Source organism: Teredinibacter turnerae T7901, assembly GCF_000023025.1.
GTDB lineage: Bacteria > Pseudomonadota > Gammaproteobacteria > Pseudomonadales > Cellvibrionaceae > Teredinibacter > Teredinibacter turnerae_B.
Genome location: NC_012997.1, coordinates 3,964,580 through 3,986,022, shown reverse-complemented (window position 1 = coordinate 3,986,022; position 21,443 = coordinate 3,964,580). Strand labels below are relative to the sequence as shown.

Genomic DNA, 21,443 nt, shown 5'->3' with positions numbered 1-21,443 from the left:
CAGCAAAAAGCCCAGCCTGACGGCGCTTTTTAGTACTGTGTAGATGGTAGATCACTCCCTTATAGCCTGTGCCGCTATTTAATAATCAGTGCGACTAAACCGGTCATAAGTAAGAGTATGGTTTGTGGCGAAAGTGCACCGAGTTGCGGACTCTCCTGTAATGCAAGCCAAATGCCGCTTCCGAGCAGACCGAAAGCAATGACGTTCAGAACGCTGTTGCGCAGGCGTCGCGAAGATCTGGATTCTGAGTCTCTCAAAGCTTCGCTGGCTGCTTTTAATTGTGGCGCAATCTGCGCGAGTTGCTTAACTTCAGTGACTGTGTCAAAGATGAGATGGGGGACTTGTGGGAATTTCTCGATCCATTCTGGCGAGTGGTATTGAAAATCTTTGAGCAACGCCTTTGGCGAGAAGCGCTCGCGCACCCACCGTTCTAAAAATGGATGGGCGGTTGCCCACAGGTCGAGATCTGGGTAAATCTGGCGGCCCATCCCCTCAATATTGAGCAGCGTTTTCTGCAGCAAAACCAGTTGCGGTTGCACTGGCATGCGGTAGCGGCGCGCGGTGCGGAACAGCGAGATCAACGCCTGCCCGAACGAAATTTCTTTGAGGGGTTTTTCAAAAATGGGTTCGCACACGGCACGAATTGCCGCTTCGAAGCCTGACACCGACGTGCCTTTTGGCACCCAGCCGCTGAGTACGTGCAGCTCGGCGACCTGGCGATAATCGCGGCGAAACATAGCGAGCAGGTTGCGTGCTAAATAGTATTGGTCTTCGCGAGTGAGCGAGCCGACGATCGCCATGTCCACGGCCATATAGCTGGGGTTGTGCGGGTGGAGTTTGGATATAAATACATTGCCCGGGTGCATGTCTGCATGGAAAAAGTTATGGTCGAACACCTGAGTGAAAAATACTTCGACGCCGCGTTCGGCCAGAACTTTTAGGTCGATGCCGTTGGCCTTCAGGTTTTCTGAATCGGTGACCGAGTGGCCGTATATGCGCTCTAGCACCAATACGTTTTGCCGGGTGTAATCCCAATACACTTCCGGGATATACAGCATGTCGGAGCCTTCAAAGTTGCGGCGCAATTGCGTGGCATTGGCGCCTTCGCGGCACAGGTCCAGCTCATCGAAGATGGTATCCCGGTATTCATCCACCACTTCCACGGGGCGCAAACGGCGGCCTTCGCTGCTGTATTTTTCGACCAGTTCTGCAAACCAGCGCAGCAGGCTGGTGTCTTTTTCGATGGTGGGCTCGAGCCCGGGCCTGACGGCTTTAACCACGACCTCTTCGCCGCTGTGTAATTCGGCAGTGTGGACCTGCGCCACCGATGCCGATGCCAGGGGTTCTCGATCGAAATGTTTGAACAACTGGTCTATGGGTTTGCCCAGGGCGCGCTCGACAATTTCTATAAACAGATCGCTGCTGAAAGGAGCGACGTTGTCCTGCAGGCGGTCGAGCTCGGAGACAATATCCGGCGGCATTAAATCCGGGCGGGTAGACAGCTGCTGGCCGAATTTTACAAATATCGGGCCCAGTTCCTCGAAGGCTTTGCGCAAGCGCATACCGCGCGGTTCGTCCACTTTTGGATAGAGCCGGTAGGCCAAAAGTAACATCTTGAGGGTGCGCGGGCTCTGAGGGTTGCGGAGCAAATCGTCGAGCCGGTAGCGGCCAATGGTGTGGAGAATATGGAGGAGGCGAAGCAGTCGAGCCACAAAATTACTCGTTTATTAAGTTGCGTTATTTAGGTCTGCGTTGGCTAAGCTTGTCGAGGCGCAGTTGCAGCCGGTCGACACCTTGACGCAATTGGTTGACGTGTTCGCCAAATATTTGTATTTCTTCCCTGGCTGGCACCGCACGGAGTTCTTCGGTAATAAATTCCTGGATGCGCCGTGCAGAATATTCACGGTTCGGAATCCAGCGGCTCGCCACATCTCGCCCGAGTTGCGCCACCAAGTGGGCAGGAAAGCTGCCAATCGCGTTCGCAAGTGCATCTTCCCAGTCTATGTCGATATTGGCAAAGCAGCGTTGATAATCTGCTAGTAAACCGATCTGGCCTTTCACCGTAACCCCGGTATTAGCGAGGCTGGTACTGGCGGTGAAAACGAGTGAGAGAATGTCCCGCAGATCGCCGCGCAGTTCCACATCTGGCGCAGTGGCTGCGATGGTGGTAAATCGCAGCTGGTCCCCCGTTGCACGAATGTGGCATTCAAACGCTGGCGAGGTGCTGACGATGCCTAACGTTTTACTGGGTAAGCGGCCGATTGCCGCGCGGGTGCCTGGGTCGTAACGCAATGCGCTGTTGATGACTTTTTCCAGGCTGCTCGAAATCAATACGCTGAATTCGTGAAAATGGGTTTCACTTGCCGTGGCTGTCATCGCGGGTCAGGCCTTGGTGCCTTTGTGGAGTGCGACTATGCCGCCGGTCATGTTGTAGTAGCGACATTGCGCAAAGCCGGCGTTTTCCATCATGCCTTTCAGGGTTTGCTGGTCTGGGTGCATGCGGATACTTTCGGCAAGATAGCGATAGCTGTCAGCGTCCTGGGTGATCAGTTTGCCCATCATCGGCAATACATTAAAGGAATACAGGTCGTAGGCTTTTTCGAGCAAACTGTTTTGCGGTTTGGAGAATTCCAATACCAGCAGTCGTCCGCCCGGTTTGAGTACGCGATTCATCGCGGCAAGCGCCATATCTTTATCGGTCACGTTGCGCAAGCCAAATGCAATGGTGATGCAATCAAAGGTGTTATCGGGAAAAGGAAGAAACTGGGCGTCGGCCTGCGCGTATTGCACATTGCCGAGAAAGCCCTTATCAACGAGTTTGTCGCGGCCCACTTTCAACATGGAGTCGTTGATGTCGGCCAGTACAACCTGGCCTTCGTCGCCGACCAGACGGGCAAATTTTGCGGTAAGGTCGCCAGTGCCGCCAGCAATGTCCAGTACCCGGTCGCCGGGGCGCACACCGCTTAGCTCAATGGTGAATTTTTTCCACAGGCGATGAATGCCACCGGACATGACATCGTTCATTAGGTCGTATTTTGCGGCAACAGAATGGAATACACCGGCTACGCGCTCGGCTTTATCTGCGGCGTTGACTGTCTCGAAACCAAAATGCGTGGTGTTCTCGTCGGACATGATTTAACCCCCGTCTAATAAGCGCCAAATTGTACCGTATTTGGCGTTGGCTTAGGGCCTGTTGATGAGTGAGTGGGGGTTTATACGCGCAAGAATGTAACGCGAGTAGGGTTTAGTGGAGGGAAACCACGGGGGGTTTACGGCTCTGCTGTCAGGGATCGATCCATTTAACCGCAGTTGTTTCCGCGGCTTCTTCCTCTTGCTTGTGCGCGGCAACACGTTGCAGGTAATCCTGCCAGTTGGCGGTGTGGTTAGTGGCCAGTTCGTGCAAATACTGCCAGGTGTATATGCCTGTGTCGTGGCCATCACTGAAAACCAGTTTTATGGCGTAGTTCCCTTGCGGCTCAACGCCGGTAATTTGTACCCCTGACTTATTAAGCTGCAGAACTTCCTGTCCGGTGCCATGGCCGGTTACCTCTGCCGATGGTGAAAATACGCGCAGGTACTCGGCGCTGAGCGAAAACACTGTTTCCGCCCAGGTCAGCTCGATAATACCGGATTTTCGGTGCAGTTTAATATGTGTTGGTTGCATCAGAGTATATAGCGGCTCAAATCTTCATTCGTTGCAAGTTCGCCCAACTGTTTATCCACAAAGGCAGCGTCTACCACTATTTCAACTGATTCACCGTCGGTGTTGAAAGAGGCTTCTTCCAAGAGCTTCTCCAATACTGTATGCAAGCGTCGGGCACCGATGTTTTCGGTACGCTCGTTTACATCAAAAGCGGTTTCGGCGATCCGTCGAATCCCATCTTTGCTGAACGCGAGACTCACCCCTTCGGTTGCCAGCAGCGCCTGGTGTTGTTCTGTGAGGGATGCGTCCGGCTCAGTGAGAATGCGCTCAAAGTCTTCCGGGCTCAAGGCTTCCAGTTCAACGCGGATAGGCAAGCGGCCTTGTAACTCCGGAATCAGATCTGATGGCTTCGAGAGGTGGAATGCGCCTGAGGCAATAAACAGAATATGGTCGGTTTTGATCATACCGTGTTTGGTGCTCACTGTGCAGCCTTCGATCAGTGGCAGCAGGTCACGTTGTACGCCTTCGCGCGATACATCGGCGCCAGACGCATTGTCGCGCTTGGTCACTTTGTCGATTTCATCGATAAAAACAATGCCGTTTTGCTCGGCTGCTTCAATAGCCTGTGCTTTGAGCTCTTCTTCGTTGATGAGCTTGGCGGCTTCTTCGTCGGTAAGTTTTTTGAACGCTTTTTTAACTGTGAGTTTGGCTTTGCGGGTTTTACCAGATGACATGGACGAGAACATATTTTGCAGTTGGCTGGTCATGTCCTCCATCCCGGGTGGCGCCATAATCTCTACACCTACTGGTGTCGCGGCCATTTCAATTTCGATTTCTTTGTCATCCAAATCGCCTTCACGCAATTTCTTGCGGAATATCTGGCGGGTGCTGGATTCATGTTGCTCCTCGCCACTGCTGCGCGCCGGTGGCAGCAACGCGTCGAGAATACGCTCTTCGGCAGCTTCCATCGCGCGATAACGGCATTTTGCCATCTCCTGTTCGCGAAACAGTTTGATGGAGCCGTCTACCAAATCTCGCACGATCGATTCCACATCGCGACCGACATAGCCCACTTCGGTGAATTTGGTGGCTTCTACTTTAATAAACGGCGCGTTGGCCAGCTTGGCCAGGCGGCGTGCAATTTCTGTTTTACCGACACCGGTAGGGCCGATCATCAGAATATTTTTTGGAGTGATTTCGTTGCGCAGGCTCTTGTCCACCTGCATACGGCGCCAACGATTGCGCAAGGCAATTGCAACAGCTTTTTTTGCTGCTTGCTGGCCCACGATAAATTTGTCCAGTTCCGAGACAATCTCTCTAGGTGTCATTTGCGACATGAGTAAACCTTTTATGTCTTCGCTTGAGAATTAGTATTCCAGCTCTTCAATCGTCTGATTATGGTTGGTGTAAATGCAGATATCGCCTGCAATAGTGAGGCCTTTCTGCACGATTTCCCGCGCAGACAACTCGGTGTTGTCAAGCAGGGCGCGAGCGGCCGATTGCGCGAAGGCACCGCCGGAACCTATGGCGATCAGGTCGTCTTCCGGCTGAATAACATCACCGTTTCCTGTAATGATCAGCGATGCTTCCTTGTCGGCCACTGCGAGCAGGGCTTCCAGGCGGCGCAAGGCTCTGTCTGTGCGCCAGTCTTTTGCCAGCTCAACTGCTGCGCGCACCAACTGGCCACCGTGGCTTTCGAGTTTGGCTTCAAAGCGCTCGAACAAGGTGAATGCGTCTGCGGTGCCACCGGCAAAACCGGCGATGACCTGATTTTTATACAGGCGCCGAACTTTGCGGGCATTGCCTTTCATGATGGTGTTGCCAAGAGAAACCTGGCCGTCGCCGCCGATGACTACCTGATTGCCGCGGCGAATGGAGAGAATGGTGGTTCCGCGATACTGTTCCAATGCGTTTCCTTAAGTCTCGTGTAAAACAGTAAAGTGGGGACGCGGGAAAACAAATTCAAGCAAAACATGGCTCGTTCTGACGCCGAGCGCAGGGTAATCAAGCTGGTCAGCCGACGCGACAGGAGCAAGGTTATTGAGAATGCATTGGCGCTTTGACGGCTCGCACTGGCAGCCTGGACAGGTGATGACTTATGGCGCGGGCGCTTTCATCCGTTTTAGGACCAGTGCTTCATGGTGATTGGACACCAGTGTGCTGCGCGCCTTCGCCAGCATGGAGCGGGATTCAAATGGGCCGACCAGTACACGGTTCCAGGTGTCGCCTTTGCGCACTTCTGCGCGTTCAACCCGGGCATCGAGATTGAGCAACAATAGCTGAACGCGGAGTTCTTCGGCGTCGTCCACGTTTTTAAACGACGCGACCTGAAGGATATATTCGTAGGTATCTGTTTGCGCGGGCGGCTCGTCGCTCGATACGGTATTGTCTTTGTCGGTGAGCTCGGGAATCGATACCCGGGTTTCTTTTAAAACTTCGTAAAAATCGAACTTTGGCTGGGTCGGTTTGCTCTCTTTCTTGGCCACCTTAGCGCTGCTGGAAGACGTCGTTTTGCTGTCTGCAATACGCTGTACCGGGTCCAGTTGAGACAAACGCATTAAAAACATGATGAACGCCCCCAGCACACAGCCGGTAAACAGCCATACCCAAGCGGGTACGCGGGGCTCATTGGATTTGCGACGATTAGATGAGCGTCGAGTGCGAGAGTAATCTTGCGCCATTGGAAAGCGTGGACCTGCGTGGAGCTTAAATCAGGAGTCGAGTCGAACTGGATTAGCATTCATTAACACTGCTCGGCCAAGCATTCGCCGATACAGGAATCGATGTGTTGGGTGCCAGGAGAGCGTACTAATCGGCGTTCGCCAGATAATGGCAAGCGTATCACAAGATGAGGGTCGAAACAGAATTTCTACAATATTTTTATTGGTTTAGCGTCACAATCTAAGCTATTATCGAGGTTATTCAAGCGCCTGAAGGCCGTTCATTATGGCGGTTTTATCAGAGGCTCTTTCCGCGACTTAACCGCAATAATTCTCGGAACCGGGTTTTGCGGTCGGTTTTATTTTGTCGCATCAGCCTGTTGGGTAAAAAGCCTGAGAGTGGATAACTATGGTTTGTGTACTGCGATTAATTCAATCTTCCTTTTTTCTAATCTTCGCTTCGTTGTTGCTGGCGGGTTGTGGCGGTGCGCCTGGCACGGTGGGTTCTGATGACTTAGTGGCCAAAATCAGCTTTGTCAGTGCGACCCCCGATTACCTGACCTTAGCGGGCCAGGGCGGCGTGGAACAGTCGGTGGTGTCATTCAAGGTTACCGACCAGTACGGCGCAGCACTCGGTGGTGTTGGTGTCACCTTTGAGCTTAGCGATGATGTGGGTGGTGCGCGCTTGAGTACCACTCGCGCATCTACCGGGTTCGATGGTGAAGTGAACACAGTGGTAAGTAGTGGCACCGCGCCCGTAGCGCTCTATGTTACTGCGACAATTGACGGTACGCATATTCAAAGCTTCTCTGACGAAATCTCAATTTCCACGTCTGGCTTCAGCGCTTCTTCGTTTAGCTTGTCGGTGATCATCTCTGATGAAGTCACAGGTTCTTCTGAGCCATATGATTATTACGGCAACCCATATAACCCCGTAACGAATGGATCACTGCGCATTGAATCCGCTGGTGAGCTTGGTGGTATTGAAGCTGAGCTGCAGATGATTGTGACCGACCAGTTTGGTCACAAGGTTCGCGATGGCGCAAAAGTGACTATCGTTTCGCCCATGGCGGGTCTGGTACGACCATCGGCATGTATCGTGGCGGACGGAATTTGTCAGGCGACCTGGACCAGTACTTCCGGCTCGGGCTATGGCATCGGTGATCACGTGATACTGCTGGCCTATGCAAGTGGGGCCGAATCGTTCGATGACGTCAACGGAAATAATATTTACGACGAAGGCGAACAGTTTGTCGATTTCCACGAAGCATTTGCCGATGAAAACTTTAATGGCATGTACGACTTGGGTGAGTTCTTCGTCGATGCTAACAGCAATGGTGTTTTTGATGCCGTGGGTAATGGCGTGTGGGATGGCCCGTGCCTGACCGACAGCTGTGCTGGCCAGGACTCTACCATTATCTGGAACACTCTGGTTCTGGAATTGGGTAGTTGCCCAGAGGACGGTTGTTCGGCTAACTAAACTTCCTGTGGATCTACATCCACAGACCAGCGGGTGCGGCGTGCCAGTGCCTGCTGGTCGATTTTCTCGATTCCCTCCTTCAATAATTTTTGCAACGCTTTGCGACTTCCTGCTGTGATATGCAGTTGGTAGCGGAAACGTTCGTTTACTCTCTCCATTCGTGCTGGGATCGGTCCCAGATACTGTAACTGCTGTGAGGGCGGCATTAAGCTGGACAACTGTTGACGAGCCATTTTTAGAAAATCTATTGCATTTTGCGGTCGTTTGGATTCCGCGCGTATCAGGCACTGGTGAGTAAATGGTGGCAAAAAAGCGGTTTGGCGTTCGTTGAGCAGTTGACGGGCAAATAAATGGTAGCCCTTGGTAAGCAGCAGATCTAACAGGGGATGATCCGGGCTGTGGCTTTGGATAAGAACCTGCCCAGGGATTTCTCCCCGGCCTGCTCGGCCTGCAACCTGTATCACCAACTGAGCCATCCGCTCCGGGCCGCGATAATCCGCGCTCATGAGCCCCTGGTCGCAGTCGGCGATAACGACCAGCGCGATATTGGGGAAGTGGTGCCCTTTGGCGAGCATTTGGGTGCCAATCAGAATGCACGGCTTGCCGGATTTCACCACCGCAAGGGTCTCTTGCAGGCTATTCTTTTGTCGCGTTGAATCTCTATCAATGCGGATAATCGGTGTGTCGGGAAACCGCTCCTCCAGCCACTGCTCCGTTTGTTCCGTGCCCAAACCTCTCGGGTTTAGATCGGGACTGTTGCATTGCGGGCAGTGTCGGTTAACCGGTTTTTGTGCATCGCAGTGGTGGCAGTGCAGGTGGTATGGTGCTTTATGCAGCGTGAGGTTGGCGTCGCACGAGGGGCATTCGGCGATCCAGCCGCAATGGTGGCAGAGCAGGGATGGCGCGTACCCGCGACGGTTCACGAAAACAATCGCTTGCTGGCCTCGCTCTATGGTTTTTTCAAGCACTGCAACTGATGCATCACACAAGCCGGCCGTTAGCGTTTTACCGCGTAAATCCACCCGACTAATTGTGGGGGGCTTGGCTGCACCGGCGCGGCGTGTTAGGCGCAAGTGGGCGAACCTGCCGTGGATGGCGTTGTAAAAGCTTTCCAGTGAGGGTGTGGCTGAGCCAAGCACAATGGGAATCTGCAGTTGATTAGCGCGGTAAATTGAGAGGTCTCTCGCGGAGTACCGCAACCCATCCTGTTGTTTAAAAGACAGGTCATGCTCCTCATCGACAATAATTATTCCTAAATCCTGCATCGGGCACAGGGAAGCCAAGCGAGTGCCAATAACGATGCGTGCTCTGCCATCGCGGGCGGCGAGCCAGTTGTTGGTACGCTGGCTGTCGCTTACATTTGAATGCAGCTCTGCTACCGAGCACGCGAATCGTTGCTCGAACCGCGCCACCGTCTGGGGTGTGAGGCCGATTTCCGGTATTAGGACCAGCGCCTGTTTACCCGCTTGCAGGGTGCGTGCAATAGCTTGTAAGTAAAACTCAGTCTTGCCGCTACCGGTTGCCCCCTCCAGCAAGTAGCAGGTATAGCGATGAAAACTCAATTGACTGAGAGCAGCCTCTTGCTCCTCTGTAAGAGCTAACGGTGACTCGCGCAGCAGCTGATCTGCTGCGTCTTTGGGCGCTTGATGCTCTGGAACCCGTTCGACTTTTTCCACCAGCCCTTTTTTCTGCATCGCCGCCATGGTTGTACTGTTGATGTCCAGCTTGCGCGCGTCGGCGTCTAATAAGAAATCGTTGTGCAGGAGATATTGCAGCGCTATTTGTTGTTTTTTGGCACGCTTGAGCGCGGTTTCCGGTAACCCTTTCCCTTCTGTCGTCAGTTGCCAGGCTGCGAGTGTCGGCGCACTGGATTTGCCTTGCCGGAGCGGGGTTGGCATCGCGGTTGAAAGGGTTTCACCCAGCGGGTGCTGGTAGTAATCCGCGGCCCACCAGCATAAATTTAATAGTTCAGCGGTGAATAGCGGTTTATGGTCCAGGATTTCGAGCGCCGCAACGATCTTCGCCGGATCGTATGTTGAAGTCTGGTGGCAAGAGAGAATAATGCCAACCATCGCCTGGTGGCCGAAATTAACCGCAACCCGACATCCCATGTAGTTCGCAGTTGGGTCTGCCTCGGTCGGGAGCCGGTAGTCGAACGTGTTGCGCAGGGGAACGGGTAGTGCAACGGAGATGAACCAGTCTTGGGTGGTTGTCATCTTGAGTGTGAAATTGGCAGTGTTGGGGCTGCAGATTCTATAACGAAAATACCCGCCTGGTTAGGCGGGTATTCGGGAACGCAAGAGCGAATTACTTGCTGCGACGAGTAAAGCGCTTGTTGAAGCGATCAATACGGCCGCCGCTATCGACAACTTTTTGCTTGCCGGTATAAAACGGGTGGCACTCGGAGCAAACGTCGACATGAATGTCTTTCGCCAGAGTAGAACGGGTTTTAATGACATTGCCACAGCTGCAGGTCGCAGTCATGTCGCCGTATTTTGGTTGAATATCTTCTTTCATTTTCGCCTCTTGCCTTATTCAGGCCTTGCTGGATGCCGCCACCTGATCTATTGCCAGGCACCGCACCTCGTGGGTAAGACTATTGCCGGATGTCCGGACTTAGGGAGGCGGCATACTACCAGAAAGTGCCGCCAGTGCAAGTAGCTAGCGCTACGGGTTGACTAAAACAGCTCTTCAGTAATGGTGGCACTGGTATCGTAAGGTGATTTCCCGTTGGGCTGCTCTTCGTCAATTTCTGCGGGCGCGAATTCGCTGCGGAAAATTTCGAAGATGGCATCGGGATCGCCGGCGCGTGCCCGCAGTCCGGTCTCCGGATCGATTCGGACCGTGACAATGCCCGCAGGTTGAGGTCGCGGTGTTTCCGGGGTGTTTTCTAGTGCGGTTCGCATAAAATCTATCCAGATGGGAAGCGCCGCAGAGCCGCCGTATTCGCGATTTCCCAAAGGCTCAAACTGGTCAAATCCAACCCAGGTGGTGGTGACTATCTCGCCGTTATAACCAGTGAACCATGCGTCGTTGGGTCCGTTAGTCGTACCCGTTTTACCGGCCAGGTCGCCGCGGCCAAGCGCTTTGGCTCGCACACCTGTGCCTTTGCGAATGACATCCTGGAGGATGGAATCCATGATGTAGGCAACGCGATCATCGAGCACCTTTGCTGCGCGGGGGAAATCTTGAGGTTCGAGCAATCCCAGTAACCGCTTTATATCAAAAGGCAACTCGAACGCGTCGCCGGTAAAGGCAAAGGGGGCGTTGAGGTTGGTTTCGCTGCTATCGTCGCCACCTGTCTCTTGATCACAACTCTTGCAGACAGTGTGTGGCAGAGCTTCATACACCACGTTAGCATCGTAATCTACAATTCTCTCTATTAGGAAAGGCACTACACGGTACCCGCCGTTTGCAAACACGGCGTAGCCATTGGCGATGTCCAAGGGGGCCAGGCCGGGGCTGCCCAAGGCCAGCGATAAGTCACGAGGCAGCTCTGCTTCATTGAAGCCATAGCGGTGCATGCCGCTGATAGCAGTAGATACCCCTATTTCACGCAGTATGCGTACTGATACCAGGTTGCGCGAGCGGTAAAGTGCACGCCGCAAGCGCGTTGGCCCATCAAACCGGCCGCCATCGTTTTTGGGCCGCCAGGTACTCTCCAGTGCATCGTCTTCAATAACAAATGGGGCATCGTTAATAATGGTGGCAGCTGTCATGCCATTTTCTAACGCTGCGGTGTAAATAAAGGGTTTGAAATTGGAGCCCGGTTGGCGCCTGGCCTGAGTAACGCGATTAAAGTGGCTTTGATTGAAATCGAAGCCACCCACGAGTGAGAGCACTGCGCCATTGTGCGGGGAAAGTGCCACTAGCGCTGATTGCGCAGCCGGTATCTGTGACAACTGCCAATGACCATCCAGTTGGCGCAGGCGTATTAGAGCGCCTGGCTCGAAGATCTCCTGTGCGGAGTCGGGCCGCGGCCCCACACTGCTTTCATTTATATATGGGGCTGCTGTTTTAAGACCTTGCTCCCAGCCGAGTTCGAGCTGTGTTCCGTCCTCGAGCAGTACCCTGGCGGTTTGCTCGCCAACGGCGATCACGACGGCGGGAATGAGACCGCCGTACACGGGTATGGTTGAAAGCTTCTCTTGCCAGGGGGTGTAGTCAATCTCGATAGCGGTCGTTTGTAAGCGCTCGCTATCGCCAGATGGCTCTTCCTCGTTAGCTTCTGGTTCCGGCGTATTCATTCCAGGCAGCAGCGGCCACTGCTGCTCCGCGCCGCGATAGCCGTGCCTTTCATCATAGAGAATGAGCCCGTCGATCACTGATTGCTGGGCTTTGTTTTGCAGCCGGCTGTCGATTGAGGTGTATACTTTGTAGCCTTCCGTGTAGGCATCCAGGCCAAACAGTTCAATTGCTTTGGTGCGCGCCATTTCGGCGACATAGGGAGCGTTTACATCGACGTTACTGCTATGGTACTCAGCGGTTACGGGTTCGGCGACCGCCAGGTTGTATGCTGCGTCATCGATCTTTTCCAGTTCCAGCATGCGGCCCAAGATCCAGTTGCGTCTTTCCAGGGCTCGCGGAGGATTAGCAATGGGGTTCATCGAGGACGGGCCCTTGGGCAGGCCTGCGAGCATTGCAATTTGAGCTAAACTTAAGTCGTGCAGTTCCTTGCCGTAATAAACCTGACTTGCCGCTTTAATACCGTACGCACGATTGCCCAGAAAAATGACATTGACGTAAAGCTCCAGGATTTCCTCTTTGCTCAGTTCTTGTTCTATTCGCAACGCCAGTAAAATTTCATTGAATTTTCTAGCGAAAGTCTTGCGCCGTGAGAGGTAATAGTTGCGCGCAACCTGCATTGTGATTGTGCTGCCGCCAGAGGCGCGCCGTCCGGTGGTGACTAACTGGGTTGCTGCCCGCATCAAGCCTTTGAGTGACACGCCGCCATGCTCAAAGAAAGTGTCGTCCTCAGCGGACAGCAGGGCGTCAATATAGGCTTGCGGGATTTCATCATACTTGACTGGGTTTCGTCGTTTTTCGCCAAATTCGGCGATCAACTTTTTGTCCCTCGAGTAGATACGCAGGGGGGTTTGCAGTTTGACGTCGCGAAGGCTATCGACGGACGGAAGCTGCGGGCTGAGATAAAGGTACATGCCGGCCAACAGCGATAGGGCGGCTCCGGTGCCGGCCAGCACTAACCATGCTGTGGCTATTAGGTAGGGGTTCTTATGACTCATTCGGCTATTGTAATTCAGAAATTAAGGCGGGAATGGCGTGAGTTTGGTCATTATAAGACCTTTTTCACACTTTACCTACGTAGTATCCGGTTGCAGCCTCTACTTAAAGTGCTATAACATAAACATAACCTAAGTAGCGGATATAGATAGAAAAATGGGCATTCTCAGTTTGTTCGACAAAAAAAAGAATCCCGTACTCGGCTTAGATGTGAGTTCGACAACAGTTAAGTTGTTAGAGTTCAGTCAGCAAGGTAACGGCTATAGGGTCGAGAACTATGCTGTGCGTGCTCTGCCACCCAATGCAGTAGTCGAAAAAAACATCAATGACGTTGAGGCGGTCGCCCAGGCTATCAAAGCTGTGGTGCAATCGTCGCGGACCAAAGTCAAAGATTGTGCCGTTGCTGTTCCAGGTTCCTCTGTTATTACTAAAGTGATTGAAATGCCCGGAGATTTGGGAGAAGAAGCGCTGGAGTCGCAAATCTCTCTCGAGGCAGATCAGTACATTCCTTACCCGCTCGAGGAAGTCGCGATCGACTTTGACGTGTTGGGGCCTTCCGCTAAAAATCCAGACCAGGTCGAAGTATTGCTTGCAGCTTGTCGGCGTGAAAACGTTGATATACGAGCGTCTGTTCTTGAACTAGCTGACTTACGCGCCAAAGTGGTTGACGTGGAAGCCTACACCATGGAACGCGCGTTCGGGCTCATTCAGGAGCAGCTGGAGGATCAGGAAGAGCAGGTGGTGGCGATTTTAGATATTGGCGCCACTATGACCACCCTGAGTGTGTTGGTGGATGGCAAGACTATTTATACGCGCGAGCAGTTGTTTGGCGGTAAGCAGCTAACTGAAGAAATTCAGCGCCGCTATGGTTTGTCCGCGGAAGAAGCGGGTCTGGCGAAAAAGCAGGGCGGTTTGCCCGATGATTACGAGCCGGAAGTGCTCGAGCCTTTTAAAGATGCCGTCGTTCAGCAGGTAACACGTTCGTTGCAATTCTTCTTCTCATCCAGCCAATACAACGATGTCGACCACATTGTTCTCGCTGGGGGGGTGGCTTCTCTCTCCGGCTTGGCCGGTTTAATTGAAGAAAAGCTGGGCACATCTGCGACAGTCGCAAATCCGTTTGCGAATATGTCGGTTTCATCGCGGGTAAATGCAACCGCGCTTTCAAACGACGCGCCTTCGCTGATGATTGCAACGGGGCTGGCTATGAGGGGCTTTGTGTAACATGGCTCAGATCAACCTTTTACCTTGGCGCGAAGAGTTTCGTCAGGAAAAGAAAAAAGAATTCCTTACTCAGTTGGCGGGGGTTTGCATACTCGCGGTGGGTGTCGCGTTTTTATGGGTGCGCTCGGTAGACGGTTCCATCCAAAATCAGAATGCGCGCAACAATAAGCTTCAGGGCGAAATTAATTTGCTCCAGAAGCGGGTTGTCGAAATCCAGGATTTGAAAAAGAAGCGCCAACAGTTATTAGACCGAATGAAGGTCATTCAGGATCTCGAGGGTAAGCGGTCGATTATTGTGCATTATTTCGATGAGTTTGCGCGTGCCGTTCCCGACGGCGTGTTTGTAACCACCTTGTCGAAATCGGGCAATCGCATCTCAGTAGAAGGTGTAAGCGAATCCAATAACAGGGTCTCCACCTTTATGCGCCAGCTGGATGAATCCCCGTGGTTTTCGGATCCAAACCTTCGCTCGGTCGTGGCCTCTCCGGCGGACGGAGAGCAGGCGAGCCGGTTCAAAATGGATCTGATGGCTGTTTTACCTAACGCTGAGGCGGAAGAATAATATGGCTGACCTCAACCAACTACTCGAGCAAGCGCAAAACTTCGATATAAACGATGTGGACTGGGATCGTGTCGGCGTATGGCCGGTGCCGGTGCGCGCGCTACTATGCTTGCTGGCTGCCGCGCTGATCGTTGCCGCTGGTTATTTCTTCGTTGTAAAAGATAAAAACTTGCAGCTGGAGGCCGCGGAGCGGCAGGAAACGACACTTCGTCAGTCGTTTGAGCGCAAGGCTTTTGAAGCGGCAAACCTGGATCGTTACCGGTTGCAGATGCAGGAAATGGAAGAGTCATTTGGCGCCTTAGTATCCCGCCTACCCAGCGATACTGAGGTGCCGGGTTTGCTTGAAGACATCGACGAAAAGGGTGTGGAAAGCCGTTCTGTCATTGAAAGTATTGAGCTTCAGCCTGAAGTTTCGACCGAATTCCATATTGAGCTTCCCATCAAGATAAAAATATCTGGGGGCTACCACGAATTTGGTGCTTTCGTAAGCGGTGTAGCTGGTATGCCTCGAATCGTGACTTTGCACGATTTTACAATTACCAAACCACGTGAAGACGGGCCGGCGCCGCTCAATATGGACATTATCGCCCGAACCTATCGCTATAAATCCCAGGACGATCAGTAATGTTGCGCGTACGTACACACTTAGGATTGGTCGCGGTTGTTCTGCTGTTGGGCGGTTGCGATACAGGTAACGATTCCGATTTGGATGCCTATATTGCAGAAGTTAAGCAGCGCCCTGCGGGAAGTATTGAAGCATTGCCCGGTTTTCGACCCTATGAGTCGTTCGTATACAGTGCTGCGCGTTTGCGGAGTCCTTTCGAGTTGCCGGTTGATGTGGAACGACGAATTTACTCGCAGTCATCCAGTGATGTGAAGCCGGATTTCAACCGCGAAAAAGAATATCTCGAAGGCTTTGATCTCAGCTCATTGCGCATGGTGGGTACCCTTGAAAAAGGCGGTACTTTGTGGGCATTGGTGCGGGACGATGCCGGGATGATCAACTGGGTTACCGATGGTAATTACATTGGTAAAAACCACGGCAAAATAATTGAAACCACCGAATCAAAAATTGAAATCCTCGAAATCGTCTCCGACGGCCTAGATGGTTGGGTGGAGAGACCAAGTGTTCTCGCTTTATCGGAGAAGGAATAATCACATGTTAGCTAATAAAGTAAGAATTCTGCTCGCCGTTGCGCTGCTGTCGATGTGCAACCTGGCTGGAGCGAGCAGCTTGAATGATATTTCTTTTTCGGAGCTGCCCGGGGAGCGCGCAGAACTGAGACTTAAATTCGGTGGTGATGTAGTAGCGCCACAAAGTTACACCATCGATCAGCCTGCACGTATCGTGTTGGATTTTGTTGATGTGGACAATGCTCTGAGTCAGAAAAAATACAACATGTCAGTGGGTGAAGTGGCCAGCGCAGTTATCGTTGCCGGTGGCGGCCGCACCCGAATGATCGTGAACCTGAATAAATTAGTGCCATTTGTTTCTCGTGTTGAAGGCAATGAGCTGGTGTTGGAGGTTGGTGAGGAGTCAACTGGTATCGGCTATGCCCCGCGCAGTGAAGTGGCGGATTTGGGGGTTGTTGAACAATCCAGCCCGGCCGAAGTTTCGGGGGCTTCAGTTATTCGCAATATTGATTTTCGTCGCGGCGAGACGGGTGAGGGTAAGGTAATCATTACTTTATCTAATCCCAACATCAGTATTGATGTTCAAGAAAACTCCAAGGGCATAACGGTGCGCTTTGTCGAAACCAAAATCCCAATGGAAATGCGACGCAAACTGGATGTGGTTGACTTTGCGACTCCGGTCAGCATCGTGTCTTCTTCGATGGAAGGCAGCACTGCACTCATGGAAATCGAAGCGTCCGGTGACTACGACTATCTGGCGTACCAGGCGGACAACGAGTACGTGCTCAGTGTAAAACCTTTAACCTCGCAAGAAATCGCCGAGAAGAAAAAGGCCTTTGCTTACACTGGAGAACGCTTGTCGCTCAATTTCCAAGACATTCAGGTGCGCTCTGTCCTGCAGTTAATTGCAGACTTCACTGAGCTGAACCTGGTTGCCAGCGATACCGTCTCAGGCAGTATCACACTGCGGTTGGAGAATGTGCCCTGGGATCAGGCGCTGGATCTGGTTCTGAAGACTAAAGGGCTGGACAAGCGCCAGGTAGGCAATGTGTTGATGGTTGCCCCGGCCGCTGAAATCGCTGAACGTGAAAAGCAGGAAATCGAAACCAAGAAGCAACTACAGGAGCTGGCGCCACTGCGCACCGAATATATTCGGATCCGTTACGCGAACGCCCGTGAACTGTTTAACCTGTTTTCCGATAGCAGTGCTGGTGGCGAAGGTGGTGGCACCGGCGGTGGTGGTGCAGCAGGTGGTAGTAACGAGCGCAATTCGACCGGCAGCATCCTTTCCGAGCGCGGCCAGGCGATTGTGGACGAGCGTACCAACTCCATTATTCTTACCGATACCGAAGAAAAAATTGATCAGTTCAAGCAATTGATCGACCGTATTGACATACCTGTACGACAGGTAATGATCGAAGCCCGTATTGTGGTCGCGAATTCAGACTTCCGCAAAGAGCTGGGTTTTAGAATTGCTGGCGATGCGGTGGAGTCAAGTAAGTCTGGTAGTCATATTCATGAATTTACCGGCTCGCTGGACAGTGTTTATGCGGATGAAACCAGTATCACTGGTGCTTTCGTGGATTCTGACGGCGATGGTACCGCCGATCGGGCACACACCTTCCCGCAAAACTCTTTTGTCGATCTTGGTGTGTTCAATCCGACAGGCTCTCTGGCGTGGAACGTGATCAGTAATAATTTCATGATCGGCATGGAGCTGTCTGCGCTACAGGATTCCGGTTTTGCAGAGATTGTTTCGCAGCCCAAAGTGATCACTGGCGATAAGCAGCAGGCGTCTATCCAGTCTGGTACATCTGTGCCATTCCAAGAAGAGTCGGCAAGCGGCGGCACTACAATCTCATTTAAAGATGTTGTGTTGCGTCTGGATGTGACCCCCCAGATTACGCCTGACAACCGTATTATTATGGATCTGGAAATTCTTCAGGACTCTGTGACCGGTTATGAATCCGGTGTCCCAATTATCGATATTACCCACCTGGATACTTCAGTCCTGGTTGCGGATGGCGATACGGTGGTTCTTGGGGGTATTTATGCGACCGAGCAGCGCAAAGGGCAATCGAAAGTGCCTTTGCTCGGCGATATTCCCTTGCTGGGCCGACTCTTCCGCTACGATATTAGTCAGGAAGATAAGCGCGAGCTGTTGATATTTATCACTCCTCGCATCATGAATTCAGATTTCGTCGAATAGTTGTGACCCGTCCTGTGTTTCTTGTCGGCCCGATGGGGGCCGGCAAATCCACCATTGGTCGCATGTTGGCCCAGCGCCTCGAGGCTGAATTTCACGATACGGATCAGGTGATTGAAGCGCGCACCGGTGCCGATATTCCCTGGATATTTGACGTGGAAGGTGAGGCGGGCTTTCGTGATCGTGAAACCAGTGTGCTGGACGATTTAGCCCAGTATCAGGATGTGGTGATTGCGACTGGGGGTGGCATTGTTACTCGGGAGCAAAACCGGCATATTCTACAGGCTGCGGGTACCGTCATTTATCTCACTGCTAGCATCGATCAACTGGTAAACCGCACTTATAAAGATAAAAAGCGCCCCTTGCTTCAGGTCGATAATCCTCGCGAAAAGATCGTTGAACTGTATACCGTGCGAGACCCGCTCTACCGAAGTGTCGCTGATTACGTGTTGGTGACCGACGGTCGCAGCCCCAAGTATGTTGTCCAGCATATCGCCGAATACCTGCAACGCTAAACCACTCAGGGTGATCCTCGCTGGTTTCTTATATACAATGCAGCTTTATTCAGGCATTGATATAAGAGAGACAAATTGTGCGTACGCTGAATCTCGATTTAGGTGAGCGGAGCTATCCGATATTTATCGGTCAATCACTGTTGCAGAATCCTGCACTTTTCACACCTCATCTATCTTCACAGCAGGTGTTAGTTGTTACCAATACGACTGTCGCGCCGCTCTATTTGGCGCAGCTGAAAGCCACCTTGTCTCATTGTGACAAACTTGATTCGGTCGTCTTACCCGATGGTGAGCAACACAAAACTCTGGGTGTGCTCAACACTATTTTCGATACGCTGATAGCGCAGCGCCACAATCGAAAAACGACCTTGATTGCTCTGGGAGGTGGTGTCGTTGGTGATATGACTGGCTTCGCTGCGGCCTGTTACCAGCGCGGAGTGAACTTCATCCAGGTGCCTACCACTTTGCTGTCGCAAGTTGACTCTTCCGTAGGCGGCAAGACTGGAGTCAATCACCCGCAAGGCAAGAACATGATCGGCGCTTTTTACCAGCCGCAAGCGGTGGTTATCGATACGCAGGTGTTGGACACCCTGCCGGAACGAGAATTAAGTGCAGGTTTGGCGGAAGTCATCAAATACGGAATAATTGCAGATATCCCATTTTTTGAGTGGCTCGAAACGAATATGCCAGCGCTGTTAGCGAGAGAGTCAGAGGCCTTGGCGTATGCGATTGAAGTGTCATGTGCGATTAAAGCCCGGGTTGTTGCCCAGGATGAAAAAGAGTCGGGAATTCGCGCAATTCTAAATTTGGGTCACACCTTCGGTCACGCTATCGAATCTCATCAGGGGTATGGTGATTGGGTGCACGGCGAGGCCGTGGGCGCAGGTATGGTGTTGGCTTGCGAGCTTTCTTCGCGATTGGGGTGGCTTGACGCGAAGGAGTGTGATCGCGCAGTAGCATTGATCGCCGCAGCAGGCTTGCCGACTGAGCCTCCGTCAGGTATGAGTCCCGATGCCTTCATGAGATATATGGCTATCGATAAAAAAGTGCTCGACGGGGGGCTCCGCCTGGTGTTACAGCGTGGTTTGGGTAATGCCGTGGTGACAGGTGACTTCGATGCCGTGGTATTGCAGCAGTTGCTCCGGGATCGCTGCATAGGCTAAGTGCTCTGCAGGGTGAAGACATTCTTTGCGTGCGATAGCAAAACACCTATTCAGCGATGTAAGCGGACATTTACACACATTATTAGCCAGGCGAGGTCTTTATGGGGGAACGTACGGACAGGCACGAAGACATCGTCGTATCTTCTCCCGCTGATTCCAACAGCCCTTACTATACCAGTCACGAGAGAGATGCTCTGCTCGATCAGGTGGTGCATCTTGTCCAATTTGGCGATGGTCTGCCAATTGTTGTTGGAGCAGAAGCCACCGGTAAAACCACGTTGATTCACGAACTCGGTCGTCAATTCGATAGTGTCGACGAGTGTATTCTGGTTACCCTCTCTTCAAAAACAGAGCTCGGCGATCTGCTTGCTAAAATTTTGCGCGCCCTTGGTGTCCTAGCCAAATCAACCGCCGGTGAGCTTCTGGCTCAAGTGCGGGTTTGGTCGCAGCAATTGGCTGCAGAGCAGATGAAAGCGGTCGTGCTCATCGATAATGCAGATTTTGTGGACGATGCTGCGCTGGGTGCGCTGTTGAGTCTACTTCAAGGAGGCGGCAATTCGGGTTTTGGATTGCGGCTTGTCTTCTCCGCCGAGCGAGGTTTTCTAGAGCGTGTCGACGCTCTGCAGTTGGTTGATGTGCCGGTTTACGATTTTGAGTGCCCGCCTCTGTTGCGCGATGACTGGGTGGCTGGATTCCTCCGTGCCGGCGGCGATGACTATTCTGCAGAGGTGTTTGATCAGGCATGGGATCAAGCGCAGGGTAATCCTGGGAAAGCCGAAGTTTTGTTAGCGATTAGTGCCGAAGCACAGGGTAACCAGTCGATGTCGCAGGTCACTTTCGATTTGCCCGAGGTCGGCGATCTGGACCCAATAGAAACGCAGCGGGCGCCTCGAAAAACGTTACCTGTCGGGCATATCGTTGCGCTTGCACTGCTGACCACTGTTTTAGTTTGGGCACTAGTATTGCGCGACGATAGTGAGCCTTCGATAAATCATACGCCTCTGCCTGCGCCAATTTCAGATGGTAAAACGCTAATCCCGGCTGATAGTGATGCTGAAAGCGCGTTCAAACCTTCTTTCGCACCGGAGAGCGAAGTTGATCAGGTTGCTGGCGATCTCGATGAAGGCACTCGTGCTGCAGTTCAGGGAGAGCGCGAGGTGAATGAACCGCTCGAGATGACTGTCGCGGAACCAACTCCCACTCCTGCACCAAGTGTTACCCAAGTGTCATATCCAAAGAAATCTACGGTGAAAGTAGACGGTTTAACATCGGACGAGGTATTTTTACTTTCACGAAAGGACACAGAATTCACTCTGCAGGTTCTCTCCGCGACCAAAAAAGGCGCACTCGAGGCCTATTTGGCACGACAATCTAACAAAAAAGACCTTCATTTATATCGCGTTTTGCGTGCAGGGCGACCCGTGTATGTGGTTTTGGCGGGCGTTTATGAGTCTAAAGAAGCGGCACTTTTAGCATTAAAATCTCTACCTAAAGAACAAAAAAGCGCCGGACCCTGGCCTAGAGCAATTGGCGATGTTAAGCGCGAAATAAAAGAAAATCGATGATTTTAGGTGCGTTTTACGTATTTTAAATGCTACATCAAAGGCGTTCGCCG

At 52.4% G+C, this 21,443-nt stretch carries 19 protein-coding genes; 9 read left to right on the top strand and 10 right to left on the bottom strand.

Annotated features, from left to right (window positions below):
* Positions 1-74: 74 nt before the first annotated feature.
* From ubiB to TERTU_RS15915, 7 genes are all read right to left on the bottom strand, one after another.
* Positions 75-1,712 carry a ubiquinone biosynthesis regulatory protein kinase UbiB gene (gene ubiB, locus TERTU_RS15945; protein WP_015819335.1) on the bottom strand — a complete coding sequence of 546 codons (1,638 nt, stop codon included), beginning with the start codon at positions 1,710-1,712 and terminating at the stop codon, positions 75-77.
* A gap of 25 nt (positions 1,713-1,737) precedes the next feature.
* Complete coding sequence (locus TERTU_RS15940) at positions 1,738-2,376, bottom strand: ubiquinone biosynthesis accessory factor UbiJ (RefSeq protein ID WP_015820754.1); 639 nt, start codon at positions 2,374-2,376, stop codon at positions 1,738-1,740.
* Positions 2,377-2,382: 6 nt separating this feature from the next.
* Positions 2,383-3,132, bottom strand: a complete 750-nt coding sequence (gene ubiE, locus TERTU_RS15935; RefSeq protein WP_015820173.1) for a bifunctional demethylmenaquinone methyltransferase/2-methoxy-6-polyprenyl-1,4-benzoquinol methylase UbiE — start codon at positions 3,130-3,132, stop codon at positions 2,383-2,385.
* A 151-nt stretch (positions 3,133-3,283) separates the two neighbouring features.
* Positions 3,284-3,664 (bottom strand): gamma-butyrobetaine hydroxylase family protein, encoded by a 381-nt coding sequence (locus tag TERTU_RS15930; RefSeq protein ID WP_015817518.1) that lies wholly within the window; start codon positions 3,662-3,664, stop codon positions 3,284-3,286.
* Complete coding sequence (hslU, locus tag TERTU_RS15925) at positions 3,664-4,980, bottom strand: ATP-dependent protease ATPase subunit HslU (protein ID WP_015816924.1); 1,317 nt, start codon at positions 4,978-4,980, stop codon at positions 3,664-3,666. The genes TERTU_RS15930 and hslU overlap by 1 nt, the downstream gene beginning before the upstream one ends.
* 30 nt (positions 4,981-5,010) lie before the next feature.
* Positions 5,011-5,550, bottom strand: a complete 540-nt coding sequence (gene hslV, locus TERTU_RS15920; protein ID WP_015818432.1) for an ATP-dependent protease subunit HslV — start codon at positions 5,548-5,550, stop codon at positions 5,011-5,013.
* A 189-nt stretch (positions 5,551-5,739) separates the two neighbouring features.
* Positions 5,740-6,324, bottom strand: coding sequence for an SPOR domain-containing protein (locus tag TERTU_RS15915; protein WP_015818247.1), 585 nt, complete (start codon positions 6,322-6,324; stop codon positions 5,740-5,742).
* A 388-nt stretch (positions 6,325-6,712) separates the two neighbouring features.
* Between TERTU_RS15915 and TERTU_RS15910 the strand changes: the two genes are divergently transcribed.
* Positions 6,713-7,783: a hypothetical protein gene (locus tag TERTU_RS15910; protein WP_015819210.1), complete on the top strand. Its 1,071-nt coding sequence runs from the start codon at positions 6,713-6,715 to the stop codon at positions 7,781-7,783.
* On the opposite strand, the gene TERTU_RS15905 is transcribed toward TERTU_RS15910, so the two are convergent.
* From TERTU_RS15905 to TERTU_RS15895, 3 genes are all read right to left on the bottom strand, one after another.
* Entirely contained in the window at positions 7,780-9,999 is a 2,220-nt protein-coding gene (locus TERTU_RS15905; protein WP_015819468.1) for a primosomal protein N', read from the bottom strand. The genes TERTU_RS15910 and TERTU_RS15905 overlap by 4 nt on opposite strands.
* Positions 10,000-10,090: 91 nt before the next feature.
* Positions 10,091-10,300: a 50S ribosomal protein L31 gene (gene rpmE, locus TERTU_RS15900; protein WP_015820904.1), complete on the bottom strand. Its 210-nt coding sequence runs from the start codon at positions 10,298-10,300 to the stop codon at positions 10,091-10,093.
* A 161-nt stretch (positions 10,301-10,461) separates the two neighbouring features.
* Entirely contained in the window at positions 10,462-13,026 is a 2,565-nt protein-coding gene (locus tag TERTU_RS15895) for a penicillin-binding protein 1A (RefSeq protein WP_143876292.1), read from the bottom strand.
* A 154-nt stretch (positions 13,027-13,180) separates the two neighbouring features.
* Here TERTU_RS15895 and TERTU_RS15890 point away from each other — a divergent pair, with 154 nt between their 5' ends.
* The 8 genes from TERTU_RS15890 (at position 13,181) to TERTU_RS15855 (ending at position 21,393) form a co-directional block, all read left to right on the top strand.
* Entirely contained in the window at positions 13,181-14,248 is a 1,068-nt protein-coding gene (locus TERTU_RS15890; protein WP_015817639.1) for a pilus assembly protein PilM, read from the top strand.
* A 1-nt stretch (position 14,249) separates the two neighbouring features.
* On the top strand, positions 14,250-14,810 hold the full coding sequence (locus TERTU_RS15885) for a PilN domain-containing protein (RefSeq protein WP_015818174.1): 561 nt from the start codon (positions 14,250-14,252) through the stop codon (positions 14,808-14,810).
* A 1-nt stretch (position 14,811) separates the two neighbouring features.
* The gene (locus tag TERTU_RS15880) at positions 14,812-15,435 is read left to right on the top strand and encodes a type IV pilus inner membrane component PilO (protein ID WP_015818615.1); all 624 of its coding nucleotides are present in this window, start codon (positions 14,812-14,814) and stop codon (positions 15,433-15,435) included.
* Complete coding sequence (locus TERTU_RS15875) at positions 15,435-15,965, top strand: pilus assembly protein PilP (RefSeq protein ID WP_015819582.1); 531 nt, start codon at positions 15,435-15,437, stop codon at positions 15,963-15,965. Before TERTU_RS15880 ends, TERTU_RS15875 begins: the two co-directional genes overlap by 1 nt.
* A gap of 4 nt (positions 15,966-15,969) precedes the next feature.
* The gene (locus TERTU_RS15870; RefSeq protein WP_015820035.1) at positions 15,970-18,153 is read left to right on the top strand and encodes a type IV pilus secretin PilQ; all 2,184 of its coding nucleotides are present in this window, start codon (positions 15,970-15,972) and stop codon (positions 18,151-18,153) included.
* Between the two features lie 2 nt (positions 18,154-18,155).
* Positions 18,156-18,665, top strand: coding sequence for a shikimate kinase AroK (aroK, locus tag TERTU_RS15865; RefSeq protein ID WP_015817934.1), 510 nt, complete (start codon positions 18,156-18,158; stop codon positions 18,663-18,665).
* A gap of 77 nt (positions 18,666-18,742) precedes the next feature.
* Complete coding sequence (gene aroB / locus TERTU_RS15860) at positions 18,743-19,828, top strand: 3-dehydroquinate synthase (protein WP_015817408.1); 1,086 nt, start codon at positions 18,743-18,745, stop codon at positions 19,826-19,828.
* A gap of 101 nt (positions 19,829-19,929) precedes the next feature.
* Positions 19,930-21,393, top strand: coding sequence for an SPOR domain-containing protein (locus TERTU_RS15855; RefSeq protein ID WP_015819059.1), 1,464 nt, complete (start codon positions 19,930-19,932; stop codon positions 21,391-21,393).
* Positions 21,394-21,443 lie beyond the last annotated feature (50 nt).

Excerpts from the sequence above, each read along its gene's own strand:
- TERTU_RS15940 (WP_015820754.1), bottom strand. The coding sequence starts at position 2,376 with ATGACAGCCACGGCAAGTGAAACCCATTTTCACGAATTCAGCGTATTG.
- ubiE (WP_015820173.1), bottom strand. The coding sequence starts at position 3,132 with ATGTCCGACGAGAACACCACGCATTTTGGTTTCGAGACAGTCAACGCC.
- TERTU_RS15930 (WP_015817518.1), bottom strand. The coding sequence starts at position 3,664 with ATGCAACCAACACATATTAAACTGCACCGAAAATCCGGTATTATCGAG.
- hslU (WP_015816924.1), bottom strand. The coding sequence starts at position 4,980 with ATGTCGCAAATGACACCTAGAGAGATTGTCTCGGAACTGGACAAATTT.
- TERTU_RS15915 (WP_015818247.1), bottom strand. The coding sequence starts at position 6,324 with ATGGCGCAAGATTACTCTCGCACTCGACGCTCATCTAATCGTCGCAAA.
- TERTU_RS15910 (WP_015819210.1), top strand. The coding sequence starts at position 6,713 with ATGGTTTGTGTACTGCGATTAATTCAATCTTCCTTTTTTCTAATCTTC.
- TERTU_RS15905 (WP_015819468.1), bottom strand. The coding sequence starts at position 9,999 with ATGACAACCACCCAAGACTGGTTCATCTCCGTTGCACTACCCGTTCCC.
- rpmE (WP_015820904.1), bottom strand. The coding sequence starts at position 10,300 with ATGAAAGAAGATATTCAACCAAAATACGGCGACATGACTGCGACCTGC.
- TERTU_RS15895 (WP_143876292.1), bottom strand. The coding sequence starts at position 13,026 with ATGAGTCATAAGAACCCCTACCTAATAGCCACAGCATGGTTAGTGCTG.
- TERTU_RS15890 (WP_015817639.1), top strand. The coding sequence starts at position 13,181 with ATGGGCATTCTCAGTTTGTTCGACAAAAAAAAGAATCCCGTACTCGGC.
- TERTU_RS15885 (WP_015818174.1), top strand. The coding sequence starts at position 14,250 with ATGGCTCAGATCAACCTTTTACCTTGGCGCGAAGAGTTTCGTCAGGAA.
- TERTU_RS15880 (WP_015818615.1), top strand. The coding sequence starts at position 14,812 with ATGGCTGACCTCAACCAACTACTCGAGCAAGCGCAAAACTTCGATATA.
- TERTU_RS15875 (WP_015819582.1), top strand. The coding sequence starts at position 15,435 with ATGTTGCGCGTACGTACACACTTAGGATTGGTCGCGGTTGTTCTGCTG.
- TERTU_RS15870 (WP_015820035.1), top strand. The coding sequence starts at position 15,970 with ATGTTAGCTAATAAAGTAAGAATTCTGCTCGCCGTTGCGCTGCTGTCG.
- TERTU_RS15855 (WP_015819059.1), top strand. The coding sequence starts at position 19,930 with ATGGGGGAACGTACGGACAGGCACGAAGACATCGTCGTATCTTCTCCC.